This window comes from Mycobacterium sp. pV006 (assembly GCF_041287115.1).
In the GTDB taxonomy this organism is placed as follows: Bacteria; Actinomycetota; Actinomycetes; order Mycobacteriales; family Mycobacteriaceae; genus Mycobacterium.
Map to the genome: position 1 here is coordinate 193366 of NZ_JBGGKT010000010.1, position 23958 is coordinate 217323.

The 23958-nt window shown below is 69.2% G+C and carries 23 protein-coding genes and 1 tRNA gene; 17 read left to right on the forward strand and 7 right to left on the reverse strand.

All coding sequences use genetic code 11. The features are described 5' to 3' along the window. The first annotated feature begins 171 nt into the window (after window positions 1–171). On the forward strand, window positions 172–828 hold the full coding sequence (locus tag ACAG25_RS17165; RefSeq protein ID WP_370489694.1) for a serine protease: 657 nt from the start codon (window positions 172–174) through the stop codon (window positions 826–828). Here the strand turns inward: ACAG25_RS17165 and acs are convergent, their stop codons facing one another. After that, a complete protein-coding gene (gene acs / locus ACAG25_RS17170) occupies window positions 829–2790 on the reverse strand; it encodes an acetate--CoA ligase (protein ID WP_370489664.1) in 1962 nt (653 codons plus the stop codon). It lies immediately after the preceding gene. 125 nt (window positions 2791–2915) lie between these two features. Between acs and ACAG25_RS17175 the strand changes: the two genes are divergently transcribed. Next, window positions 2916–3671 (forward strand): oxidoreductase, encoded by a 756-nt coding sequence (locus ACAG25_RS17175; protein WP_370489665.1) that lies wholly within the window; start codon window positions 2916–2918, stop codon window positions 3669–3671. Window positions 3672–4100: 429 nt separating this feature from the next. Here the strand turns inward: ACAG25_RS17175 and ACAG25_RS17180 are convergent, their stop codons facing one another. Next, window positions 4101–4967 carry an HAD-IB family hydrolase gene (locus ACAG25_RS17180; protein ID WP_370489666.1) on the reverse strand — a complete coding sequence of 289 codons (867 nt, stop codon included), beginning with the start codon at window positions 4965–4967 and terminating at the stop codon, window positions 4101–4103. 415 nt (window positions 4968–5382) lie between these two features. Between ACAG25_RS17180 and ssd the strand changes: the two genes are divergently transcribed. From ssd to ACAG25_RS17220, 8 genes are read left to right on the forward strand one after another with little or no spacing between them, the layout of a single operon-like run. Continuing rightward, entirely contained in the window at window positions 5383–6477 is a 1095-nt protein-coding gene (gene ssd / locus ACAG25_RS17185) for a septum site-determining protein Ssd (RefSeq protein WP_370489667.1), read from the forward strand. Then, on the forward strand, window positions 6474–7649 hold the full coding sequence (locus ACAG25_RS17190) for a TadA family conjugal transfer-associated ATPase (RefSeq protein WP_370489668.1): 1176 nt from the start codon (window positions 6474–6476) through the stop codon (window positions 7647–7649). Before ssd ends, ACAG25_RS17190 begins: the two co-directional genes overlap by 4 nt. Beyond that, window positions 7646–8425, forward strand: a complete 780-nt coding sequence (locus ACAG25_RS17195) for a type II secretion system F family protein (RefSeq protein WP_370489669.1) — start codon at window positions 7646–7648, stop codon at window positions 8423–8425. The genes ACAG25_RS17190 and ACAG25_RS17195 overlap by 4 nt, the downstream gene beginning before the upstream one ends. Next, a complete protein-coding gene (locus ACAG25_RS17200; protein ID WP_370489670.1) occupies window positions 8422–8988 on the forward strand; it encodes a type II secretion system F family protein in 567 nt (188 codons plus the stop codon). Before ACAG25_RS17195 ends, ACAG25_RS17200 begins: the two co-directional genes overlap by 4 nt. A gap of 25 nt (window positions 8989–9013) precedes the next feature. Then, the gene (locus ACAG25_RS17205; protein WP_370489671.1) at window positions 9014–9214 is read left to right on the forward strand and encodes a DUF4244 domain-containing protein; all 201 of its coding nucleotides are present in this window, start codon (window positions 9014–9016) and stop codon (window positions 9212–9214) included. A 41-nt stretch (window positions 9215–9255) separates the two neighbouring features. Next, on the forward strand, window positions 9256–9537 hold the full coding sequence (locus ACAG25_RS17210; protein ID WP_370489672.1) for a TadE family type IV pilus minor pilin: 282 nt from the start codon (window positions 9256–9258) through the stop codon (window positions 9535–9537). Then, window positions 9509–9886 carry an Rv3654c family TadE-like protein gene (locus ACAG25_RS17215; RefSeq protein WP_370489673.1) on the forward strand — a complete coding sequence of 126 codons (378 nt, stop codon included), beginning with the start codon at window positions 9509–9511 and terminating at the stop codon, window positions 9884–9886. Before ACAG25_RS17210 ends, ACAG25_RS17215 begins: the two co-directional genes overlap by 29 nt. Window positions 9887–9905: 19 nt before the next feature. Continuing rightward, a complete protein-coding gene (locus ACAG25_RS17220; protein WP_370489674.1) occupies window positions 9906–11099 on the forward strand; it encodes a serine/threonine-protein kinase in 1194 nt (397 codons plus the stop codon). Here ACAG25_RS17220 and ACAG25_RS17225 read toward each other — a convergent pair. Then, window positions 11096–12154, reverse strand: a complete 1059-nt coding sequence (locus tag ACAG25_RS17225; protein WP_370489675.1) for a PAS domain-containing protein — start codon at window positions 12152–12154, stop codon at window positions 11096–11098. The genes ACAG25_RS17220 and ACAG25_RS17225 overlap by 4 nt on opposite strands. 10 nt (window positions 12155–12164) lie before the next feature. Continuing rightward, complete coding sequence (locus ACAG25_RS17230) at window positions 12165–14504, reverse strand: DEAD/DEAH box helicase (RefSeq protein ID WP_370489695.1); 2340 nt, start codon at window positions 14502–14504, stop codon at window positions 12165–12167. Between the two features lie 310 nt (window positions 14505–14814). On the opposite strand from ACAG25_RS17230, the gene ACAG25_RS17235 reads away from it, so the two are divergent. The 3 genes from ACAG25_RS17235 to topA all read left to right on the forward strand — a co-directional run bounded on the left by ACAG25_RS17235 (window position 14815) and on the right by topA (window position 18667). Next, the gene (locus ACAG25_RS17235) at window positions 14815–15018 is read left to right on the forward strand and encodes a cold-shock protein (protein ID WP_006243848.1); all 204 of its coding nucleotides are present in this window, start codon (window positions 14815–14817) and stop codon (window positions 15016–15018) included. Between the two features lie 120 nt (window positions 15019–15138). Beyond that, on the forward strand, window positions 15139–15729 hold the full coding sequence (locus ACAG25_RS17240; RefSeq protein ID WP_370489676.1) for a hypothetical protein: 591 nt from the start codon (window positions 15139–15141) through the stop codon (window positions 15727–15729). A 139-nt stretch (window positions 15730–15868) separates the two neighbouring features. Next, window positions 15869–18667 carry a type I DNA topoisomerase gene (gene topA, locus ACAG25_RS17245; protein ID WP_370489696.1) on the forward strand — a complete coding sequence of 933 codons (2799 nt, stop codon included), beginning with the start codon at window positions 15869–15871 and terminating at the stop codon, window positions 18665–18667. A gap of 6 nt (window positions 18668–18673) precedes the next feature. On the opposite strand, the gene ACAG25_RS17250 is transcribed toward topA, so the two are convergent. Next, complete coding sequence (locus ACAG25_RS17250) at window positions 18674–20293, reverse strand: adenylate/guanylate cyclase domain-containing protein (RefSeq protein WP_370489677.1); 1620 nt, start codon at window positions 20291–20293, stop codon at window positions 18674–18676. 82 nt (window positions 20294–20375) lie between these two features. On the opposite strand from ACAG25_RS17250, the gene ACAG25_RS17255 reads away from it, so the two are divergent. The 4 genes from ACAG25_RS17255 to ACAG25_RS17270 all read left to right on the forward strand — a co-directional run bounded on the left by ACAG25_RS17255 (window position 20376) and on the right by ACAG25_RS17270 (window position 22971). Then, entirely contained in the window at window positions 20376–21590 is a 1215-nt protein-coding gene (locus ACAG25_RS17255; protein WP_370489678.1) for a DNA polymerase III subunit delta', read from the forward strand. A gap of 84 nt (window positions 21591–21674) precedes the next feature. Further along, window positions 21675–21750 (forward strand) — tRNA-Thr (locus ACAG25_RS17260). Between the two features lie 179 nt (window positions 21751–21929). After that, the gene (locus ACAG25_RS17265) at window positions 21930–22595 is read left to right on the forward strand and encodes a DUF433 domain-containing protein (RefSeq protein ID WP_370489679.1); all 666 of its coding nucleotides are present in this window, start codon (window positions 21930–21932) and stop codon (window positions 22593–22595) included. A 43-nt stretch (window positions 22596–22638) separates the two neighbouring features. After that, on the forward strand, window positions 22639–22971 hold the full coding sequence (locus ACAG25_RS17270) for a hypothetical protein (RefSeq protein WP_370489697.1): 333 nt from the start codon (window positions 22639–22641) through the stop codon (window positions 22969–22971). 102 nt (window positions 22972–23073) lie between these two features. On the opposite strand, the gene ACAG25_RS17275 is transcribed toward ACAG25_RS17270, so the two are convergent. Together ACAG25_RS17275 and ACAG25_RS17280 are read right to left on the reverse strand one after the other, a co-directional pair. Continuing rightward, complete coding sequence (locus tag ACAG25_RS17275) at window positions 23074–23679, reverse strand: maleylpyruvate isomerase family mycothiol-dependent enzyme (protein WP_370489680.1); 606 nt, start codon at window positions 23677–23679, stop codon at window positions 23074–23076. A 3-nt stretch (window positions 23680–23682) separates the two neighbouring features. Continuing rightward, window positions 23683–23958: carboxymuconolactone decarboxylase family protein (locus ACAG25_RS17280; RefSeq protein ID WP_370489681.1), on the reverse strand; the 276-nt coding region annotated here is incomplete at its 5' end.

A 23958-nucleotide genomic window follows, 5' to 3' on the forward strand; every position in this document is an offset into this window, starting at 1 on the left:
GTTCCTTCCCGCAGGAGCCATTAGGGGTTCATGTTGCCATGCGTCGTACCGCTAAACAGCGTCGCAGTGACGTTAGACTGCCGACTTGCAGGAGATGGCGGGTCGGGCACATCGATTGGGGTTGCATTCGTGAACATCGGCGGCCGCTGCTCTGTCCTTCGCGCGGTGGTCGTGGCGGTGCTCGCGTGGTGCTCGGTGGGAGTCGTCCCGGCCGCGGCCGCGCCGCCGGTGACGCTGGGCGGCGGCTCCGGTCTGGTGGTCAACGGCGAGACGTTCTGCACCCTGACCGCGATCGGCACCGACAACCGGGGCAGCCTGGTCGGGTTCACCTCGGCGCACTGCGGCGGGCCGGGTGCGGTGGTGGCCGCCGAAGGCGCCGAAGCTGCGGGCCCCGTCGGACGGATGGTGGCCGGCAACGACATCCTCGACTACGCGGTGATCGAGTTCGACCCACAGAAGGTCAATCCCGTCAGCGAGATCAAGGGCTTCCGCATCGACGGCCTGGCCCCCGACCCCCGGTTCGGCGACGTGGCCTGCAAGCTCGGCCGCACCACCGGCTACTCCTGCGGCGTGACGTGGGGGCCGGGCAAGGAGCCCGGCACGATCGTCAACCAGGTGTGCGGGCAGCCCGGCGACTCGGGCGCACCGGTGACCGTGAACAACCGGCTCGTCGGCATGATCCACGGCGCATTCTCCGAAGAACTGCCGACGTGCGTCATCAAGTACATCCCGCTGCACACCCCGGCGGTGACGATGTCGTTCAACACCCAGCTGGGTGACATCACCGCCAAGGGCCGGCCCGGAACCGGGTTCACCCCGGTCCGTTAGCTACTTGCTCTCGCGGATCGCCTCGAACACGCTCGGATCGACCAGCGTCGAGGTGTCCCCGAGCTCGCGGCCTTCCGCGACGTCGCGCAGCAGCCGGCGCATGATCTTGCCCGACCGGGTCTTCGGCAGCTCTGGCACCACGTGGATTTCCCGCGGCTTGGCGATCGGCGAGATCTCGCGCGCCACCTCGGCGCGCAGCTCGTCGACCATGTTCTCCTCACCGCCGTGGGCGCTCGATTTGAGAATCACGAACGCGCAGATCGCCTGACCGGTGTGCTCGTCGGTCGCGCCGACCACCGCCGCCTCGGCCACCCCGGAATGCCCGACCAGCGCCGACTCCACCTCAGCCGTCGAGATGCGGTGACCCGAGATGTTCATGACGTCGTCGATGCGCCCGAGCACCCAGATCTCGCCGTCGCTGCCGTAACGCGCGCCGTCCCCGGCGAAGTACCAGCCCTGCTCGGCGAACCGTGACCAGTAGGTCTCCTTGAACCGCTCCGGGTCGCCCCAGATGCCGCGCAGCATCGCCGGCCACGGCTGGTCCAACACCAGGTAGCCGGTGTCGTGCTCGCCGTGGTCGGGGCTCGGATCGAGCTGCTTGCCGTCGTCGTCGACGATCTTGGCCGAGATGCCCGGCAGGGCCCGCATCGCCGAACCCGGCTTACAGTTCGTCACGCCGGGAAGCGGCGAGATCATGATCGCGCCGGTCTCGGTCTGCCACCACGTGTCGACGATCGGCGTCTTGTCCTTGCCGAACGCCATCCGGTACCAGCGCCACGCCTCGGGGTTGATCGGTTCGCCCACCGAGCCGAGCAGCCGCAGCGACGACAGGTCGTGCTCGGCCGGAATCTGGCGACCCCACCGCATGAAGGTGCGGACCAGCGTCGGCGCCGTGTAGTAGATCGTGACGCCGTACTTCTCGATGATCTCGAAGTGGCGGTGTTCGGTCGGGGAGGCGGGGGTGCCCTCGTAGACGACCTGCGTCACGCCGTTGGCCAGCGGCCCGTAGACGATGTAGGTGTGCCCGGTGACCCAGCCGATGTCGGCGGTGCACCAGTACACGTCCTTGTCCGGCTTGATGTCGAAGACGTAGTGGTGCGTGTACGCCGACTGGGTCAGGTATCCGCCCGAGGTGTGGACGATGCCCTTCGGCTTGCCCGTGGTGCCGGAGGTGTAGAGGAGGAACAACGGGTGTTCGGAGTCGAACGCCTCCGGGGTGTGCTCGGTGGACGCCTTCGGCACCACCTCGTCCCACCACAGATCGCGGCCCTCGGTCCACGGGGTGTCGATGCCGGTGCGGCGCACCACCAGGACGTGTTCGACGGGGCTGGCGTCCCCCAGACCTTCGATGGCCTCGTCCACACCGGTCTTCAACGACACCGCCGACCCGCGGCGGTACTGCCCGTCGGTGGTGACCACCAGCTTGGTCTGGGCGTCGTCGATGCGCGCCTTGAGCGCACTGGCCGAGAATCCGGCGAACACCACCGAGTGCATGACGCCCAACCGCGCGCACGCCAGCATCGCGACGATGGCCTCGGGCACCATCGGCATGTAGATCGCGACGCGGTCACCGGTCTTCAGCCCGAGTTCGGTGAACGTGTTCGCGGCGCGGCACACTTCGTCCTTGAGTTCGGCATAGGTGATGTCGCGGGCATCGTCGACCGGTTCGCCCACCCAGTGGATGGCGACCCGGTCACCGTTGCCGGCCTCGACGTGCCGGTCCACACAGTTGTAGGCGACGTTGAGCTTGCCGCCGACGAACCACTTGGCGAACGGCGCGTCCGACCAGTCGAGCACCTCGGTGAACGGGGTCTCCCAATCCAGCCGTTGCGCCTGCTCGGCCCAGAAACCCAGACGATCGGCTTCTGCCTGTTCGTAGAGCGCCTCGGTGGCGTTGGCATGCTCGACGAACTCGGCCGGCGGTGGGTAGGACGACGGGATCTCCACAGGCGTCTCGGTCATAGTTGTGAGGGTAGTCACTGGACGGGTCGATCAAACGGCCAACTCACAAGTGGCGCTGCGGACGGCAGGTGATCAGCGACGAACGCGATGGCTCGGCGGTCCAGCGGTCGGCTAGCGTGACGGGCGTGACCAGCAGCAGCTCCGGGCGGGATCCGTTGGCGCCGTTGACGGAGTTGCGGGGGGTGGCCGACGCGGCCGAGGAAGCCCGCGAGGCCCTCGGGCGCGCCCACCGCCACCGCACCAATCTGCGCGGCTGGCCCAAGACCGCCGCCGAAGCCGCCCTGCGGGCCGCCCGTGCGTCGTCGGTGCTCGACGGCGGGCCTTTGCAGTTCCCTGCCGACGGGACCGACCCCGTGTTAGCCGGTGCGCTGCGCGTCGCCGAGGCGCTGGAAGGCGGCGAGGGTTCCCTCGTGGGCGTGTGGCGGCGCGCGCCGCTGCAGGCGCTGGCCCGACTACATTCGCTGGCGGCCGCCGACCTGGTCGACGACGACGTGCTCGGCCGGCCGCGTAGCGTACCCGAGGTCGGTCCCCGGCTGGAGATGCTGGCCGAGCTGGTGACCGGGGGATCGCGCGTCCCCGCGGCGGTGTTGGCCGGTGTGGCCCACGGCGAGCTGTTGACGCTGGCGCCGTTCGGCAGCGCCGATGGGGTGGTGGCGCGCGCGGTGTCGCGGCTGATCACCATCGCCAGCGGGCTGGACCCGCATGGGCTCGGGGTGCCGGAAGTGCACTGGATGCGCCGCTCGAACGACTATCGAAGCGCGGCACGCGGATTCGCGTCCGGCACACCGGACGGTCTGTCGGCGTGGTTGGTGCTCAGCAGCGAGGGTCTGCACGCAGGCGCCCGGGAGGCGCTGGCGATGGCACAGGCCATGGCTTCGTAGGCCCTGCAGCAAACAAGAAGCGGGCGGCGTCCGAAGTACTTCGAAACAACTTCGGCGCGCCGCCCGCCAAGCACGGGACTCCGGTTACCAAGCGTGCGTATCGGGTTGCGTGGGTTGGCCTCGGCGTCGCTGCGAAGCGCTACGACCACCACCCCACCCAAAGGGCGGACTCGGTCGTCCGATTTTCGCAAGTACGCAGGCCCGCAACGCTCTTACCTATTCCGCGGTATGTGCTCCGCGTGGGTTCCGGGGACCCGTGCTGGGAGTCCGGGTTCGGGAGATCAGAGCCTTCTCTTCCGGCTCTGCCTTGGCCTCGCCCGGCTTCCGTAGTTCCCTTTGTACTACGTGATCGTGATCACATCAAGTCCCTCGCGGCGGGGCGAGCCCGGATTGTTACGCGGTCACCCAGCAATCTCGATGCGGGCGTGCTCAGAATGCGAACCGGCGCAGCAGCGTGTAGGTCAGCGCACCCGCCGCCAGCGCGCTGAAGCCGACGGCGACCGTCGTGGCGACCGCCGCGCCCGACGGCGCCGGGATGCGATCGCGCAACGGAACCGGCCGCGTAAAGGTCCGGATCTCCCAGCCGCGCGCGACCGCCTCTTTGCGCAGCGCGCGGTCCGGGTTGACCACGGTCGGGTGTCCGACGGCGGCGAGCATCGGGATGTCGGTGATCGAATCGGAGTAGGCGTAGCAATGTTCGAGCGCATAACCTTCGCGCGCCGCCAGGGCGCGGATGGCCGCGACCTTGCCCTCGCCGAAACAGTAGAACGCGATGTCGCCGGTGTAGCGACCGTCCTCGACGACCATGCGGGTCGCCATCGCATGGGTGGCTCCGAGCGCCCGCGCGATCGGCGCCACGATCTCCTCACCTGAGGCCGACACGATCACGACATCGCGGCCGCACAGCCGGTGGTCGGCGATCAATTCCGCGGCTTCGGCGAACACCAGCGGGTCGACGATGTCGTGCAACGTCTCCCCGACGATCGTCTTGACCTGCTCGACGTCCCAGCCGGCGCACATGTTGGTGATGTAGTTGCGCATGCGGTCGATCTGCTCGTGATCGGCACCGGACATCAGGAACAAAAATTGCGCGTACGCAGATTTCAGTACCGTGCGACGATTGATCAGCCCCTGATCGAAGAACGGTTTGCTGAAAGCCAAAGTGCTCGATTTCGCGATCACGGTTTTGTCGAGGTCGAAGAACGCCGCGGTCCGGACCGGGCGCTGCGGTGCCGCAGCTTCCTGGACCCGGGAAGTGCTGGTCGACGGCTCGGGTGAGGTCACACCGGTCAGCATAGAGCCGGCCGGTGTGACACAAAGCGCCAGAGCGTACAAATTGGCAGTTCACGACACGTGTCTGCGACTGTTACGTTTCCCAGATCTACATCACTTTTGCGTCTTTCGCTCTTGCGCTGGACCGCCTTCGCGTGTGTATAGTGGGCATCACTCGGCTTATGCCGGGTGTGCATCAGCCCGACCCCCCGGGGCTGATACACGACGACCTCCGCCTCCTCCCCCCCTGGCGGGGGTCGTCTCTTTTCTAAGGGAAATTCGCAAAGCGGATAGATCAATCGCGCAATTGTGATTGCGGAACGCTGTTTTCGCCCGCCGGCGATACTTTTGATCCCCAATTCCTCGTCCATCCCCAGCTTTCGCCTGGGGAGGGACGGGGTTCTTTTCGCTCTGCGTCGGGTCGATGACGCTTGTCGGCATGACGTCCGACGCGATCCTCACGCTGTGTGACGACCCGGTGCTGGCCGCCGACGCCGAACGGGTGGCCGCAGCTGCGGGTCTGACGATGGTGCGCGCAGCACTTCCGGTCGGCCGACGGGTGTGGTCCGCGGCCGCAGCGGTGTTGCTCGACGATGTGGCCGCCGCGCAATGTGCTGCGCAGGGACTGCCGCGCAGGTCGCGGATCCTGCTGGTCAGCGGCTCCGTCCCGGGTCCGGCGCAGTGGCAGGCCGCCGTCGCGGTCGGGGCGCAGCAGGTTTTGCAGCTTCCGGCCGACGACGACGTGCTGATGGCAGTGCTCGCCGACGCCGCCGAGGCCGCGCGCGACGCGGTGACGCGCGGTCCGGTGGTGGCGGTCCTGTCGGGCCGGGGCGGGGCGGGCGCCTCGGTGTTCGCCACCGCCCTGGCACGCGTCGGAGCGGAGTCTCTGCTGGTGGAGGCCGATCCCTACGGCGGTGGTCTGGACCTGGTGCTGGGCTGCGAGACAGAGCCGGGCCTGCGGTGGCCGGATCTGTCGCCCGCCGGCGGGCGCCTGAACTATCCCGCGCTGCGAGAGGCATTGCCGCGCCGCCACGGCGTCGCGGTGCTCGCGGGAAGCCGAGTGTTGTCTGCCGACCACAGCAGCAACGACATCACCCCCGCGACGCTGGAGTCGGTGATCGACGCCGGCAGCCGCGCCGGGGTCACCGTGGTGTGTGACGTCGCGCGTCAACCGATCTCGGCCACCGAGACCGTGTTGGCGCTCGCGGACCTTGCGGTGCTGATCACTCCGGCCGATGTGCGGGCCGGCGCATCGGCGAGCGCGACCGCGCGGTGGGTGAGCGCGGTCAACCCGAACACCGGTCTGGTGGTGCGCGGCCCCGCCCCGGGTGGGCTGCGACCGGTCGACGTGGCCCGCATCGTCGGATTGCCGGTGCTGGCGACGATGCGTCCGGAACCCGGGATCGGCCCCGCGTTGGAGCGCGGGGGTCTGCGGCTGCGTCGGCGCAGCCCGCTGGCGTCGGCGGCCCGCACCGTCCTCGACGTGCTGGGCCGGCACCCGCATCTGGAACGCCGGTCTGAGGTTGCGGCGTGAACTCGTCGCTGATAGACCGGGTCCGCGAACGCCTCGCGACCGAGGGAGCGCCGCTGAAGCCCAGTGTCGTGGCAGCGGCCATCCGTGCCGAATCCGGCGGCGTTCTCGGTGACACCGAAGTTCTGACCAATCTGCGTGAACTGCAGACCGAACTCGTCGGTGCCGGAGTACTCGAGCCCCTGTTGTGCGCGCCGGGGACCACTGACGTCCTGGTCACCGGACCCGACGCGGTGTGGGTCGACACCGGCAGCGGACTTCGTCGCGTCGCGGTGTCGTTTCCCGACGAAGCCGCGGTCCGCCGACTCGCCCAGCGGCTCGCGCTGAGCGCCGGCCGCCGCCTCGACGAGGCGCAACCATGGGTGGACGGACATCTCAACACCGTCGGAACCCGTGCGGGCAGCGCGTTGACCGTGCGTCTGCACGCGGTGCTGCCGCCGATCGCGGCGGCCGGAACGTGCCTGTCGCTGCGCGTGCTGCGACCGGCCACCCAGGACCTCGCCGCGCTGTGCCGGTCGGGCGCCATCGACGATGTCGCCGAGCGCCTGTTGCGCGAAATCATCGCCACGCGACTGGCATTCGTCGTCTCCGGTGGAACGGGTGCAGGAAAGACGACGTTGATGGCCGCTTTGCTCGGTGCGGTTCCCGCCGACGAACGCATCGTGTGCGTCGAGGACGCGGCCGAACTCGCGCCGCGGCACCCACATCTGGTGAACCTCGTCGCCCGCGCGGCCAACGTCGAGGGGGTCGGCGAGGTGACGGTCCGCGATCTGGTGCGGCAGGCGCTGCGGATGCGTCCGGATCGGATCGTGGTGGGCGAGGTCCGCGGCGCCGAGGTGGTCGACCTTCTCGCCGCGCTCAACACCGGTCACGACGGGGGAGCGGGCACCGTGCACGCCAACAGTCCTGCAGAGGTGCCCGCCCGCTTCGAGGCGCTGGCCGCCCTCGGCGGGCTGGACCGGGCCGCGCTGCACAGCCAGCTCGCCGCCGCGGTCCAGGTGGTGTTGCACGTCAGCCGGGATCGGGCGGGTCAGCGTCGGCTCAGTGAGATCGGCGTCCTGCGCCGCGACGCGAACGGCTCGGTCACGGTGGTGCCGAGCTGGCGCGTCGACACCGGATTCGACTGCGGCGCAGGAGAACTGAACACCTTGCTGCAGTCAAGGAGGCCGAGGTGAGCGTTGCCGGGCTGGTCCTCGCGGTCGCGGTGCTCGTGGCGCCAGGCCCGGCCCGCCACCGGATCGCGGTGCCCGCTGCCGAGCGTCGGGTGCGGGTGCCGGCCAGTGCGTTCGCGGTGCTCGGCTGCGCGGTGTCGGCCCTGTGGCTGCCACCGACCGCGGTGGCTGCATCGGCCGTGCTGGCCGCCACGTTGTCGTTCCGGCGCCGGTGCCGGCGCAGAGCAGCCGAGCGCACCCGCGACACCGAGACCCTGCAGGGCGCGCTTGACCTGCTCGTCGGTGAACTACGGGTCGGCGCCCACCCGGTGATGGCGCTGTCCGCCGCGGCCGCCGAGTCCTGCGGTCGCGTCGCGGAATCGTTGCAGACGGTGGCCGCGCGCGCCCGGCTGGGAGCAGACGTCGCCGCGGGATTGCGGGTCGAAGGGGTCCGGTCCGCCTCACCCGCGCACTGGGACCGGCTCGCGGCATGCTGGGAGCTGGCCCACACCCAGGGCCTGGCCATCGCCACCCTGGTCGAGGCTGCGCAACGCGACATCGCCGAACGGCACCGTTTCCGCGGACGAGTCGAGGCCGGCCTCGCGGGCGTCCGTGCGACCGCGGCGGTGCTGGCCGGCCTGCCGGTCGTCGGCCTGTTGCTGGGGCAGGCGGTCGGCGCCGACCCGCTGCGCTTCCTGATCGAGGAGCCGCTCGGCGGCTGGCTGCTGTTGATCGGTGCCCTGTTCATCTGTGCGGGACTGCTGTGGTCGGACCGCCTCATCGCCGGGGTCCTCGCATGAGTCTCGCCGCGCTACTGCTGGCGATGTCGCTTCTGGTCGGCTCATCCGCTCGTGGCCTCGACGGATCCCGGCCGTCGCGCGCCGAGAACGCGAACCCCGGGCGTGACGACGACCCGCTGGCCATGGCCTCCACCCTGGATCTGCTCGCGGCGTGTCTGCGCTCGGGGATGGCGGTATCGGCGGCCGCGGCCGGTGTGGCTGCGACAGCTCCGGCCGCCATGGCCACGATGCTGCGCCGCGCCGCCGACCTGCTGGCGCTCGGCGCCGACCCGGCCCGGGCGTGGGCAGCCCCCACTGACGAGGCTCCCGCGCAACTCGAGACGTTCCTGCGCATGGCTCGCCGCTCGGCTGCCTCGGGCGCCGCGCTGGCGCACGGCGTCGAGGATCTCGCCGCCGCGCTGCGCGCCGAGGCCGCCGACACCGCCGCCGCGAAAGCCGAACGCGCGTCGGTGCTCATCGCCGGCCCGCTCGGACTGTGCTATCTGCCCGCATTCGTGTGTCTGGGCATCGTGCCTGTCGTCGTCGGGTTGGCCGGTGACGTTCTGCAATCGGGAGTGCTGTGAGCACAGAGGGAAGGGGACATGGTCGATGAGACAACAGTTGAGGGAGTTGCAGGCGCGTCTGGTCGTGCTGGCCGTCGACGACGACGGCATGTCCACCGTGGAATACGCCATCGGGACCGTGGCCGCGGCGGCATTCGGGGCGATCCTGTACACGGTGGTCACCGGCGACTCGATCGTCGGCGCGCTGAACAACATCATCAGCCGGGCGCTGAACACCAACGCCTGAGCGGGGATGCCGGCGGTGTCACGGTCGAAGCCGCGTTCGCGTTGCTGTCGCTGGTGGCGGTGCTCGCGGTGTGCCTGGCCGGTCTCACGACGCTGGCGATGCAGGTCCGGTGTATCGACGCGGCGCGGGAGGCGGCGCGGCTGGCGGCGCGCGGTGACGACGGCGCGGCCGCTGTCGCCGGCCGCATCGCGCCGGCAGGAGCGGCCATCGAGGTCCGCCGGGACGGCGACCTCGTCGCGGCCACCGCCTCGACCACGTCGCGACTCTTGCCGGGCGTCCGGATCACCGCGCGCAGTGTCTCGGTGGTGGAGCCCGGCGCGTGACGAGCGGGGAGCGGCGGCCGTCGTGGCTGCGGCGGCGATCGCGGCGGTGCTGGCCACGACGGCAGCAGCTGCGACGCTCGGGGCGGCTGCGGTGGCGCGTCACCGCGCCCAGGCTGCCGCCGATCTCGCTGCCTACAGTGCGGCGATCCGGTTGACGGCGGGACCTGAGGCCGCCTGCGCGACAGCGCGCTCCATCGCCGGGATGACCGGCGCGTCGGTGACGGCCTGCCGGGTCGACGGCCTCGACGTCACGGTCGAGGTCAGCGTCGCGCTCGGTCTCTCGTGGGCGCCCGGTCCGGCGCGCGCGGTGGCCCGCGCCGGACCGGTGGATGGGTTTACGTCCAGGTAAGGCGGGCTACGCCACGGCTATGACCGGCCACGAAATCCTGGGCGGCCGCTACGAATTGCGTGGTGTGCTGGGCAGCGGCGGGATGGCCGAGGTGCGCGAGGCGTTCGACACGCTGCTGCGTCGCCCGGTGGCGGTCAAGATGCTGCATCCCAACCTCGACGACCCCGAGTACCACGGCCGGTTCACCCAGGAGGCCCGCGCCGCAGCAGCACTCGAACATCCGAACATCGTCGCGGTACACGACTTTTCCGAGCACGAGGGCCGGCCGTTCATCGTGATGGAGCGGCTGCCCGGCACCACCCTGGGCGACCTGATGGCGCGCGGACCGATGACCCCGCTGCAGGTGCGTGCGATGCTCGACGACGTGCTGTCAGCACTCGGCGCCGCGCACCGCGCCGGAGTGCTGCACCGCGACGTCAAACCGGGCAACATTCTGCTCTCGGCCACCGGTGACGCGCTGAAGGTCGCCGACTTCGGGATCGCCAAGACCGCGGACGCGGTGAACCACACGCAGACCGGTCAGATCATCGGGACCATGTGCTACCTGAGTCCCGAACGGCTGGCCGGGGCGCCGGCGTCGGTGGCCGATGATCTCTACGCCGTCGGCATCATCGCCTATGAGGCGCTACTCGGCCGCCGCGCCTTCCCGCAGGACCACCCCGTCGCGGTGGCCCACGCGATCGTCAACGCCCCTCCGCCACCGCTGTCTTACTGCCGACCCGATGTCGACCCGGGCCTGGCGTCGGTGGTCGAGCGCGCCATGGCCCGCGACCCGGCGCACCGCTTCTCGAGCGCCGACGAGATGCGCGCGGCGCTGACCGGACCCCTCCCCGTCACCGCGCCACCGCAGACCCGCGTGATGCCGGCCCCGCTGCCACCGCCGACCGGAAACCGTCCGGTGCCGGTCCGCAACCAGACCCGGACGTGGGTGCTGGTCGGCGGGATCGCCACGGCGTTCCTCGTAGCCGGTATCGCGCTGGCGATGCAACCGTTCTCATCGTCCCCGGCGCCGGCGCAGCCGGTCGGCACCAGCTCCGCCGTACCGGCCCCACCGCCCCCGCCGACCACCACGCCGTCGGCTCCACCCGTGGTGCAGCCGGTCGAGTCCGCACCGCCTGGCCCGCCGGCGGCGAAACCGGGCAAGCCGAACAAACCCGGCAAAGCGGAAAAGAAAGGGCCTGGCAACGGTCGGGGCGGGCCGAACGGCCGTTAGCGGCCGCGCCGCCAACCCGACGATGCGCGGGCAGGCCGTTGTTCGCGCGTGTCCACGTCGGCGAGCTCCTCGGCAGTGGGGGCCCGCAACACCGCCAGGCCGGCGAGTACCCCGTCCTCGAGCTCGACCCGGTGCACGGTGACGTGCAGTGGTGTCCACTCGCCGTCGCGGTCGGCCAGCCGCACCACACCGGAGGCGGGTCCGGTGGCGAACTGCTGTGCCATCGCCGCCGTGACGTCTCGGTCGTTCGGATGGATCAGCTTGGCGCTGCGCATGCCGGCACGCCAGTCGAAGAACGGCGGCGGATCGTCGAGCCACTTGAGGAGCGTCCATTTCACGGGATCGACCAGCGCGCGGTGGCGGCCGGGTTCGGCCAGCCCGTCGAGGATGCGTTGCGCGAGCAGGTTCTGCTGGATGCTGTTGCCTTCCGGGACGGTGCGCCAGTTCATCGCGCGGCAGATCACCCGCTCTGTTCCGTCGGTCCGGTCCAGTAGTGACCGCGACACGAATCCGACGGTGATCGGCTGTCCCTGGTAATCGTTGACGTCCCAGGTGGAACAGATCGTCACGCCCGGCTGCGGCTTGATCACCATCCCCAGCACCTTGGCCTCATAGGGGTTGAGGTCGCGACGCGGGAGGTCGTCGACGAATGCACGGCCCTGCAGGTTCTGGCGGCTCGGATCCCAGCCACCGACCCGCAGCGACTCGGTGGTGTCGGTGGCGGTACCCGCGCTCAGATCCCAGATCAGCGGACCGACCAGTGGTCGCGGTGGCGGCTCGTGATCGACCGACCCGATCCAGATCTGGACCCCGTGGATCACCCCGTCGGACATCTGCACCACCTCGGTGCGGATCACCTGGTGGTTCTTCGGGGTGATGCTGGTGAGACCGGTTCCGGCCCGCACGGTTTCGCTGATCGCGGTCTGGATGGCCATCAGATGCGGGTTGCGGCGCAGATGTTTGCCGATCGGGATGAGGTTGCGGGTGTGGACGCCTTCCGCGACCACCACGGGCTCGTCGCCGAGTGTCTCCACGAGCAACCAGTCGTGGTTCATGAGGGTGATCCTACCGAGACGTGCCTGCGCGTACCCGCGTCACCGCGTCGACGACCAGGCGCAGCACCGCCACCGCGCCGGCCTTGTCGAGTGGGTCGTTGGCGTTGCCGCACTTGGGCGACTGCACACACGACGGGCAGCCCGACGGGCATTCGCAGGACTCGATGGCCGATGCGGTGGCGGCCCACCAGTCGGCGATGACGTCGAAACCCCGGGCGGCGAAACCCGCACCGCCGGGATGTCCGTCGTAGACGAAGATCGTCGGCAGTCCGTCGACGGGTCCGATCGCCGTGGAGACCCCGCCGATGTCGCCGCGATCGCAACTGGCCACCAGCGGCAGCAGTCCGATCGCGGCGTGCTCGGCGGCATGCAGGGAGCCCGGGACGCGTAACGGGTCGATTCCGTTGCGCAGCAACATCTCCGGGGTGACGGTGCACATCACCGCCATGGTGTCCAACGTGCGGGTCGGCATCTCCAACTCGACGAAATCGATGACCTCGCCGTCCATCCGGCGTCGCAGGTACCCGGTGACGGTGTTGCTGACCGACACCGGGACGAGGCCGACGGTCACCTCGCCGTGGGTGGCGCGCCGGCCCTCACCGGTGACGCTGATGTCGGTGACCTCACGGGCGAACGTGGTGTAGCCCGGATCTTCGGGATGGACGAACGCCACCCCGGTCTCGAAGTCCAGCGAGTCCACCACATACGTCTCCCCCTGGTGCAGATACACCGCACCCGGATGCACGCACGCGGGCGCCTGCCCGGCGCCGGCGCTGCCGAGCATCCGGCCCGTGCCGTCCTCCAGGATCGCGATCTGGCCGCCGGTACCGCCGCGAATGTCCACCGCCGGGTGGGGATCCAGACCCGGCGACGCGAAATATCCGGCCGGTCGTCGGCGCAGCAACCCGTCGTCGACGAGCGCCGCGGCCACCTCCTCGGCGTCCCACAACCGCACCTCGGCCTCGGTGAGCGGCAGTTCGGTTGCGGCGCAGAGCAGTTGAGGACCCAGCACGTATGGGTTCGACGGGTCGATGACGACCCGTTCGATCGGCTCGTCCAGCAGGGCGGCAGGGTGATTGACCAGGTAGGTGTCGAGGGGATCGTCGCGGGCGATCATCACCACCAGCGCGGCCTGCCCACGCCGCCCGGCGCGGCCGGCCTGCTGCCAGAACGACGCCACGGTTCCCGGGAACCCGGCCAGCACAACGGCATCCAGCCCCGCGATGTCGATGCCGAGTTCGAGCGCATTGGTGGTCGCCACGCCGCGCAGCCGACCGTCAGACAGTGCCGCTTCGAGTTCGCGGCGATCCTCGGCCAGATAGCCCGCCCGGTAGGACGCCACCTGTTCGGCCAGATGCGGTGCGGTGTCGGCCAACCTGGTGCGCACGCCGAGCGCGACCAGCTCGGCGCCGCGCCGCGACCGCACGAAGGTCAAGGTGCGCGCGCCCTCGGCGACCAGATCGGCCATCACGCGGGCGGCCTCTGCGCCCGCCGAACGCCGCACCGGCGCACCGTTCTCGCCGACGAGGTCGTCGATCAGCGCCGGTTCCCACAGCGCGACCGTCCGCGCGCCGTGCGGTGATCCGTCGTCGGTCACCTCGACCACGGTCTGGCCGATCAACTCCGAAGCGGTGACCGCGGGTTCGGCGGTGGTGGCGCTGGCGAAGATCACCGTCGGCATGTCGCCGGCCGGCCGGTACCGGGCGCACAGGCGCAGCAGGCGCCGCAGCACCATTGCGACGTTGGACCCGAAAACTCCGCGGTAGTGGTGGCATTCGTCGACGACGACGTAGCGAAGGTGGCGCAGGAACACCGCCCACTTCGCGTGGTTGCGCAGCAGCGACAGGTGAATCATGTCGGGGTTGGAGAAGATCCAGCGGGACCGTTCCCGCGCGAAGCGCCGCACCTCGGTAGGGCTGTCGCCGTCGTAGGCGGCCGGCGCGACGTCGGCAAGCGCCGCGATCTCGCTCGTCAGTGCCGTCGCCGCGCGCAATTGGTCGTGCCCGAGCGCCTTGGTCGGGGACAGATACAGCGCCCGGGCGCGCGGATTCTCGACCATGGCCGTCAGAATCGGCAACTGGAAGGCCAGCGACTTGCCCGAGGCGGTCCCGGTGCTCACCACGACATGGCGGCCGTCGCGAGCCAGTTGCGCAGCAGTCGACTGGTGCGACCACAACGCGGTCACACCCCGATCATGGAACGCGCGCACCACATCTGGATCGGCCCAGCGCGGCCATGCGACCGCCGCGGCCTGTCGCGCCGGAAGGTCGGCGACGTGCCGCAGCGGCGTCTCGCCGGCCGCGGTCCCATCTAGCGCGCACGCCAGCAGCTGCCGGCCGAAATCGGCCACCGGCTCTGCCAAACCTGCCCTCCCCGGGTGCTGCACATCGACTCTCTGTGGTGAATTGTTCCCTACACCGAGATCAGAACACCTCGTCAGACTGTCGCAGCGGCCCTGAACGTGGTTGACTTACCCCGGTCGCAGCTTCTGTGTTCGTGTATCAGCACTCGCAGGAACGACGTTGCGATCGCGGTTCCTGCGAGGGTTGTAGGTCGGGTCGAGTTCCGAGCACTCCACGAAGGTATGGCGGTCGGAACGGGCCCGGTCTTCCGAATAACGGAGGACCGCCCGGTGAATACAGAGAAGGAATGTACGAAAGATGCCACAGGGAACTGTGAAGTGGTTCAACGCGGAGAAGGGCTTCGGCTTCATCGCCCCCGAGGACGGCTCCGCTGACGTTTTTGTCCACTACACGGAGATTCAGGGTTCCGGCTTCCGCACCCTTGAAGAAAACCAGAAGGTCGAGTTCGAGGTCGGTCAGAGCCCCAAGGGTCCCCAGGCCACCGGCGTCCGCGCCGTCTGAGCCCATCCGGGTTCACCACAAAGCTCTGCGCAACCCCCGCGTCGTCACCGAGACGGCGCGGGGGTTGTCGTTGTGGCGGGTACAGCCGGCGGGAGCGCGCCCTGCCTTACTGTCAGTGCTGTGAGCCAGCTGTCCTTCTTCTCGGCGGAGTCGGTGCCCCCGACGATCGCCGACCTGACCGGGATCCTGGCTGCCCCCGGACAGGTGGTGCTGGTCGGTGGGGAACACGGACAGGGCGCGCGGCTGTCCGTTGTCGTCGACGCGATGTGGCGCGCCGAGGGGCTCGCGGAGATGATCACCGATGTCGGTCTGGCGCCGGAGATCGCGCGCACCGACGAGAACTCCCCACTCGTGCGTACCGCGGTGGACGTCCGTCTGGTCGGGATCGCATCGGACTGGACCCGGGGAGCGGTCAAGACCGTGCCCCCGGAGTGGCTGCCCGGTCCACGCGAGCTCCGGGCGTGGACGCTGGCCGCCGGCGTCCCCGAAGCCGACCGCTACCTGCTCGGGCTGGATCCGCACGCCCCGGACACCCACGCGCCGCTCGCGTCGGCGTTGATGAGGATCGGAATCGCCCCGACGTTGATCGGGACCCGAGGGTCCCGACCGGCGTTGCGGGTCAGTGGCCGAAGACGCCTGTCTCGGCTGGTAGAGAACGTGGGGGAGCCACCGGCCGGCGGGGGAGCAGTGGCGTATTGGCCGCGGATATAGCAGTGTCGGGCGCACCGGTGCAGGGGGAACCGGTTTGCGTCCGTAGGCGCAGGGTGTCAAATTGGCAGTTGCCAGGGCAGGCAGCATGGATTCAGATGTTGTGCCCGCGGGCAACAGGAGAAAGTGGAGCAAGACCAAATTGGCTGACGGCGACCGCGCCAGCGGGGGAAATGGGACTGTCCGGCGACTCGTCATTGTCGAGTCGCCCACCAAAGCGCGCAAAATCGCCGGTTACCTGGGCTCCAACTACATCGTGGAGTCGTCCCGGGGACACATCCGGGACCTGCCGCGCGCCGCGGCCGACGTGCCGGCCAAGTACAAATCCGAGCCGTGGGCGCGCCTCGGGGTCAATGTCGACGCGGACTTCGAGCCGCTCTACATCATCAGCCCCGAGAAGAAGAGCACCGTCGCCGAGCTGAAGGACAAGCTCAAGAACGTCGACGAGCTGTATCTGGCCACGGACGGTGACCGCGAGGGCGAGGCGATCGCCTGGCACCTGCTCGAGACGCTCAAGCCGCGCGTCCCGGTCAAGCGGATGGTGTTCCACGAGATCACCGAGCCCGCCATCCGGGCCGCCGCCGAGGATCCGCGCGACCTCGACAACGCGCTGGTCGACGCGCAGGAGACCCGCCGCATCCTCGACCGGCTCTACGGCTACGAAGTGTCGCCGGTGCTATGGAAGAAGGTCGCGCCGAAACTGTCGGCCGGCCGCGTGCAGTCGGTGGCCACTCGCATCATCGTGCAGCGCGAACGCGAACGCATGGCGTTCCGCAGCGCCGGCTACTACGACGTCACCGCCGAGTTGGACGCCAGCGTCTCCGACGCCCAGGCCACCCCGCCGACGTTCTCGGCCAAGCTGAACACCGTCGACGGCCGCCGGGTCGCCACCGGCCGGGATTTCGACTCGCTCGGTGCGGTCAAGAAGCCCGACGAGGTGCTCGTCCTCGACGAGTCGGCCGCCAACGCGCTGGCCGCAGGGCTGCAGGGCGCGCAGCTGCAGGTCGCCGCGGTCGAACACAAGCCGTACACGCGCCGGCCGTATGCGCCGTTCATGACCTCGACGCTGCAGCAGGAAGCCGGGCGCAAGCTGCGGTTCTCCTCCGAGCGCACGATGAGCATCGCCCAGCGGCTCTACGAGAACGGCTACATCACCTACATGCGTACCGACTCGACCACGCTGTCGCAGTCGGCCATTGACGCCGCCCGCAACCAGGCCCGTCAGCTCTACGGCGAGGAATACGTCCACCCCACGCCGCGGCAGTACACCCGCAAGGTCAAGAACGCCCAGGAGGCCCACGAGGCCATCCGCCCCGCCGGTGACGTGTTCTCCACGCCGGGGCAGCTGCACAGCCAGCTCGACAACGACGAGTTCCGGCTTTACGAGCTGATCTGGCAGCGCACGGTGGCCTCCCAGATGGCCGACGCGCGCGGCACCACGCTGAGCCTGCGCATTGCCGGTCAGGCCCGGACGGGTGAGCAGGTCGTGTTCAACGCCAGCGGCCGCACCATCACGTTCCCGGGCTTCCTGAAGGCCTACGTGGAGAGCATCGACGACCTCGCCGGTGGCGAGGCCGACGACGCCGAGAGTCGGCTGCCGAACCTGACGCAGGGCCAGCGGGTGGACGCCAAGGCGCTCAGCGCCGACGGGCACACCACCTCACCGCCCGCGCGCTACACCGAGGCGTCGCTGATCAAGGCGCTCGAAGAACTCGGCATCGGCCGGCCGTCGACCTACAGCTCGATCATCAAGACCATCCAGGACCGCGGCTACGTCCACAAGAAGGGCAGCGCGCTGGTCCCATCGTGGGTCGCGTTCGCGGTGATCGGTCTGCTCGAGCAGCACTTCAGCCGCCTGGTCGACTACGACTTCACCGCGGCGATGGAAGACGAACTCGACGAGATCGCCGCGGGTAACGAGCGCCGGTCCAACTGGCTGTCGAACTTCTACTTCGGCGGCGACCACGGCGTCGACGGCTCCATCGCCCGTGCGGGCGGGCTCAAGAAGCTCGTCGGCGGCAACCTCGAGGAGATCGACGCTCGAGAAGTCAACTCCATCAAGCTGTTCGACGATGCCGAGGGTCGCGCGGTCAACGTGCGGGTGGGGCGCAACGGCGCCTACCTGGAGCGCATGATCGTCGGCGAGGACGGTGAGCTCACCCCACAGCGGGCCAACCTGAAAGACGAGTTGACCCCCGACGAGCTGACCCTGGAGTTGGCCGAAAAGCTCTTCGCCACACCGCAAGAGGGACGTTCGCTGGGTGTGGACCCGGAGACCGGCCACGAGATCGTCGCCAAGGACGGCCGCTACGGGCCGTACGTCACCGAGGTGCTGCCGGAACCCCCCGAGGATCCCGACGCGGGCGCCACGGCGAAGAAGGGCAAGAAGCCGACCGGGCCCAAGCCGCGCACCGGATCTCTGTTCCGCAGTATGGATCTGGAGACGGTGACGCTCGAAGACGCGCTGAAACTGCTGTCGCTGCCTCGAGTCGTCGGCGTGGACCCGAACACCAACGAGGAGATCACCGCGCAGAACGGCCGCTACGGCCCATACCTGAAGCGCGGCACCGATTCTCGTTCGCTGGCGACCGAGGACCAGATCTTCTCCATCACCCTCGACGAGGCGCTGAAGATCTACGCCGAACCGAAACGCCGTGGGCGCCAAGGGGCGGCGACCCCGCCTCTGCGCGAGCTGGGCACTGACCCGGCCAGCGGCAAGCCGATGGTGATCAAGGACGGCCGGTTCGGTCCCTATGTCACCGACGGGGAGACCAACGCGAGCCTGCGCAAGGGTGACGACGTCGCGTCGATCACCGACGAGCGCGCCTCCGAACTGCTCGCCGACCGCCGCGCTCGCGGCCCGGTGAAGAAGAAGGCGCCGGCGAAGAAGAAGGCCGCGGCCAAGAAGTCCCCGGCCAAGAAAGCCGCGAAGAAGAGTTGAGTCGGGTCAGGTCGAGTGGCTGACGTTGCTGCGGACCTGACCGTCATGGCGGGCGATCGCCTCGTCGGGTGAGGCGAGGTTGACCGGCCGGGCCAGCTGGGTCGGAGCGGTCCGGCCCCGCAACTCCACGGTTTCGCCGACGTTCCAGCACAGCGCCTCGGCGTCCAGCGCGTCGCTGACCGCGACCGCCGACGCGAGCACGTGGCCCTTCTCCAGCTTGGCCAGTTCGGTCAGCCGCGCGGCCTCGTTGACCGGGTCGCCGATCACGGTGTACTCGAAGCGGGCCTGGGCGCCGATGTGCCCGGCGATCGCGCGTCCCGCCGAGACCCCGATGCCGAAGTCGGTCTCGCCGAGCACCTTGATCAGCTCGTCGTGCAGTTCGCGCGCGGCGGCCAGCGCGCCGCCGGATGCGTCGGGATGCTCGATCGGGGCGCCGAAGATGGCCAGCGCCGCGTCACCCTGGAACTTGTTGACGAAGCCGCCGTGCCGGTTGACGGTGTCGACCACCACGCGGAAGAACTCGTTGAGCAGGTTGACCACCTCGGCGGCCGGGATGGTCGCGGCCAGGCGCGTCGACCCGACCAGGTCGACGAACAGCACGGCGACCTCGCGTTCCTGTCCGCCGAGTTCGGTGCCGCGTTCCAGCGCCCGCCGGGCCACGTCCTCGCCGACGTAGCGGCCGAACAGGTCCCGTAGTCGCTGTCGTTCGGCCAGGTCGCGCACCATGTCGTTGAAGCCGGCCTGCAGCAGGCCGAGCTCGCTGGCGTCGTAGATCTGCATGTGGGCGTTGTAGTTGCCGCGCTGCACCTCGCCGAGCGCCCAGCGCAGCTGCCGCAGCGGGTCCGCGATCGACATGGCCACCAGGACCGTCGACGACAGCCCGATCACGAGTGCGACGATGGCCAGCAGCAGGATCGTCGTCAGCAACTGGTCGGCCGGTGCGGTCAGCACCGCGAACTTGCTGGCCACCAGCGCCAGCACGATGGCCAGCACCGGGACCCCGGTGGACAGCACCCACGTCAGCACCTGACGCAGGATCACCCCGGGGGCCTGGAAGGTCTCCGGGACGCCGCCGCGCAGGGCGGCCACGGCGACCGGCCGCAGCACGCGTTCGGACTGCAGGTAGCCGATGATCGCGGTGGCGGTGGCGCCCAGTCCGGTGGCCACGGCCACCACCGGGGCGGACTTGCTGGCCACCGGCCAGCTGGCCACGATGAACACCACCGAGCCGAGCAGCCAGTTCGTGGCGCTGATCAGCGACCGGTAGAACGGCATTTTCAACGCGCGAATGCGGGCGACCTCGGTGTCTCCGGGGTCGCGGTCCCCGAGCAGCATCTCGCGGCGCTGCCAGCGCATCACCGGAATCAGCATGCGCAAGGTCAGGTAGGACGCAACGGTGAACGAGATGAACAGGTAGCCCAGGAAGATCGCCAGGTTGTAGGCCGGCAGATCCTGCAGCTGGATGCGGTCCTCGGGCGGCAGCCCGAACCGCAGGAAGCCGAGCACCAGCAGCGCGCCGATGATGTCGGCCTGCAGCATGCCCAGCGTGAACACCGGCCATGGCGTGCGCGCGACCCATCGGACGAATGCGCTGATTCGCCCCATGTCGGTCGCGTCGGTGGTCATTGCTTCACCGTAGTAGGCGGAGGCGACGCCGACGGGGCCTCTGAGACGGACGTGTCGGTTCGCAGCACTACTGTTATCGGCGATGGACGGGGTTTTCTCACGTCTGGTGGGTCAAGACGCAGTGGAGGCGGAGCTCATCGCCGCGGCGCGCGCCGCTCGTGGTGACGCGCCTCACGCCGACGCCTCCGATGAGGTCGGCGTCATGACGCACGCCTGGCTGATCACGGGTCCGCCCGGGTCCGGGCGCTCCATCGCGGCACTGTGTTTCGCTGCCGCGTTGCAGTGCACCGCCGACGGCCGCCCGGGCTGCGGACAGTGCCGGGCGTGTTCGACGACGATGGCCGGCACCCACGCCGACGTGCGTCGCATCGTGCCCGAGGGGCTGTCCATCGGGGTGGACGCGATGCGTTCCATCGTGCAGATCGCGTCGCGCAGGCCGGGGACCGGGCGCTGGCAGATCGTGGTGATCGAGGACGCCGACCGGCTCACCGAGGGCGCGGCCAACGCGCTGCTGAAGGTCGTGGAGGAGCCGCCGCCGTCGACGGTGTTCCTGCTGTGCGCGCCGTCGGTGGATCCGGAGGACATTGCGATCACCCTGCGGTCGCGCTGCCGTCACGTCGCGTTGACCACGCCGCCGGTGGCGGCCATCGCGCAGGTGCTCATCGAATCCGACGGCATCCCCGAGCCGGCCGCGAACTGGGCGGCCTCGGTCAGCGGTGGCCACGTCGGACGTGCCCGGCGGCTGGCCACCGACGAGCAGGCCCGCGAGCGCCGCAAACGCGCCCTCGGGCTGGCCCGCGATGCAGCCACGCCGTCTCGGGCGTACGCCGCCGCCGAAGAACTGGTCGCGACCGCCGAAGCCGAGGCCAAGGCCCTCACCGAGGGCCGCAACGAGAGCGAGGCCGAGGAGCTGCGCACCGCGCTGGGCGCGGGCGGGACCGGGAAGGGCACCGCCGGCACCATGCGCGGCGCGGCGGGCGCGCTGAAGGACCTGGAGAAACGACAGAAATCCCGGCAGACGCGCGCCTCGCGGGATGCGCTGGATCGCGCCCTGATCGACCTCGCGACGTACTTCCGGGACGCACTGCTGGTCGCCACCGGAGCCGGCGAGGTCACCGCGAACCACCCGGACATGGCCGAGCGCGTCGCCGCCATGGCCGCGCACGCCTCCCCGGAGGCGTTGTTGCGCTGCATCGAGGCTGTGCTCGACTGTCGCGAGGCGCTGGCGATCAACGTCAAGCCGAAGTTCGCCGTGGACGCGATGGTCGGCACGGTCGGGCAGGCGCTGCGCAGCTGAGGTCCGGCGGGCAGGAGCGCAGCGACCCGGGGATCGACTTGGGCGCGCACGAGCGCCTGCCGTAGACTCCTCCCGTCCGACAGCGCCGCCTTAGCTCAGTCGGCAGAGCGATTCACTCGTAATGAATAGGTCGGGGGTTCGATTCCCCCAGGCGGCTCCACACGTTCCTTCGGCATCGAATGAGCCGGAGGCTGCAGAACTGCCGCGATTTGCGCGGACGTTTCCCCAACCCCATAGATCGCGACGGTGTGGGTCAAATTTCTGAATTGAGTTGTGAGACCGCTGGGGCATACTGCTCACTAGGGACGAACGCGGGCATCCGGGGGAGGCGGGTGAAGAATGACTGTCGACATCTTCAAAGATCCGCTGTATACGCCGCGTGAAGTCTCGGCTTATCTGGCAATTCCCAAATCAACGGTGTACAGCTGGCTGCGCACGCCTTCGCGAGGGGGAGCACCGCTGGTGCATCAAGTACCGGTGGCGCACAGAGGAATGGCCTCGGTTCCTTTCGCCGCTCTGGTCGAGGCCTTTGTGCTGCGTGCGCTCCGCAACGAGTTGAAGTTCACGAAGCGACAGATTGCGGACACCGTGACGGATGTTCGTGAAAAGTTCGGTACAGATTTCGCCTTGGCCAGTAAGCGAATCGCGACCGACGGCATTGACATCTTCATTCAGCACGCCGATGACCAGTTCGACCGCGTCGGTGATCATCAAATCGTGATACGCGATGTTGTCGGCGATTATCTGCGGTACATCACGTGGGACGACGCCACCGATTACGCTGCCCGCCTACAGCTTCGTGCCTTCGGTGAGGACGCCAAAGTGATCGTCGATCCGCGCTTCGCGTGGGGCGAGCCAGTCGTCGAGCGCAACAAGGTTCCAGTCCGCTCGGTGCTCGACCTGTGGGCCGCTGGTGAACCTTTGACCGTTGTTGCCGACGAGTACGGATTATCCGTGGCGGAGACCGAAGCGATATGTCGCGTTGGACTCAAACGGGCCGCCTGAATTCTTCCTCGATCGAAGCCTCGGCAGACGCGTCGCCGAAGGGTTGACCGAACTCGGCTGGCGCATACACCGTGTGGTGGACCATTTTCCGAACGACGCCCAGGATGTTGCCGACGACGTTTGGATGCGCTATGGCCTCGAGCGAGGGTGGTACCCGCTCCATAAGGACGGTCGTATTCGGGGAACGGAAGCCGAACGACGGCCACTGATCGAGTACGACGCACCGATGTTCTATCTCGACAATCAGCAACTGAGGATTGACGACATGGTGCAGCGGTTCCACTCGGCGCAACGCCAGATCTACACGAAGGCGCGAAACTCCGGGGCCGCGTGCTTCGCAGTTTCGAGCGGTGGGATTCGACGGACATGGCCGTGAAAACTGTCGGGGCAGGCGGCTCCACGTTCCCGGCCCGCAGCGCCGACCGTGCACCGGTGGCGGTGTAAGCGCCGATTCTGCGCCCTGGACGCACGCTCGGCGCTACAGCCGGCTCACCCCGTCTCCGGTCAGCTCGTCCCGCACCGCGTCGACGCGGCCGGTCATCGCCAACAGCAACGCTTCCCCGGCTCCGCGCACCTCGGGGCCGCGCCCGGCCGACCAGTCCAGATCGGTCGCGACCAGACGCAGACCCCGGGTGCGTCGCGCCGCGATGACCGGGCTGATCCGCGCGTAGGTCAGACAGACCCGCAGCGCATCCTCGGCAACCGTGCGCGGCAACCCCAACGGTCGGCGGACGTCCTGCTGGTGGATCAGGCACTCGATCAGCGCGACCCGCCCGCCGTAGAGGCCGCCGGCGCCCGACGGTGCGGCGCCTCGGTCCATCAGGTCGACCAACTCGGCGGGCGTTGCCGCCGCCACCTGAGGTTGGATCGCGGCGTTGACGCGGTCCACGTCGCCGCGGGCAGCGACCATCCGACGCAACAGCCGAAAGACATCCTGGTCCAGATACCCGACGGTGTGGGCGGCGACGTCGCGCACCGACCATCCCGCGCACAGGCTGGGTGCGGCCCACTGCTGCGCAGTCAATCCGGCGAGCAGGTCGGCGAATCCCGACCGTTCACGCTCGGCGAGTTGGGGGACGCGCACCTTCTAGCCCTCGATCACCTCGCGGGCCACCTTGCACGCGGCGTTGGCCGCTGGGAATCCCGCGTACCCGGTGGCGTGGTAAATGACCTCGGCGATCTCGTCATCGGTCAACCCGTTGTTGCGCGCGATCGTGACATGGAACTTCAGTTCGTCGGTGGCGCGCAACGCGATCAGGATGCCGAGGGTGACTAGGCTGCGGTGAGCAATGATCAGAACCTGTGGATGAGCCTCGGTGAGGGGGCGTGAAAGTGGGCGCACCTTCCCGAGGATGATCTGAAT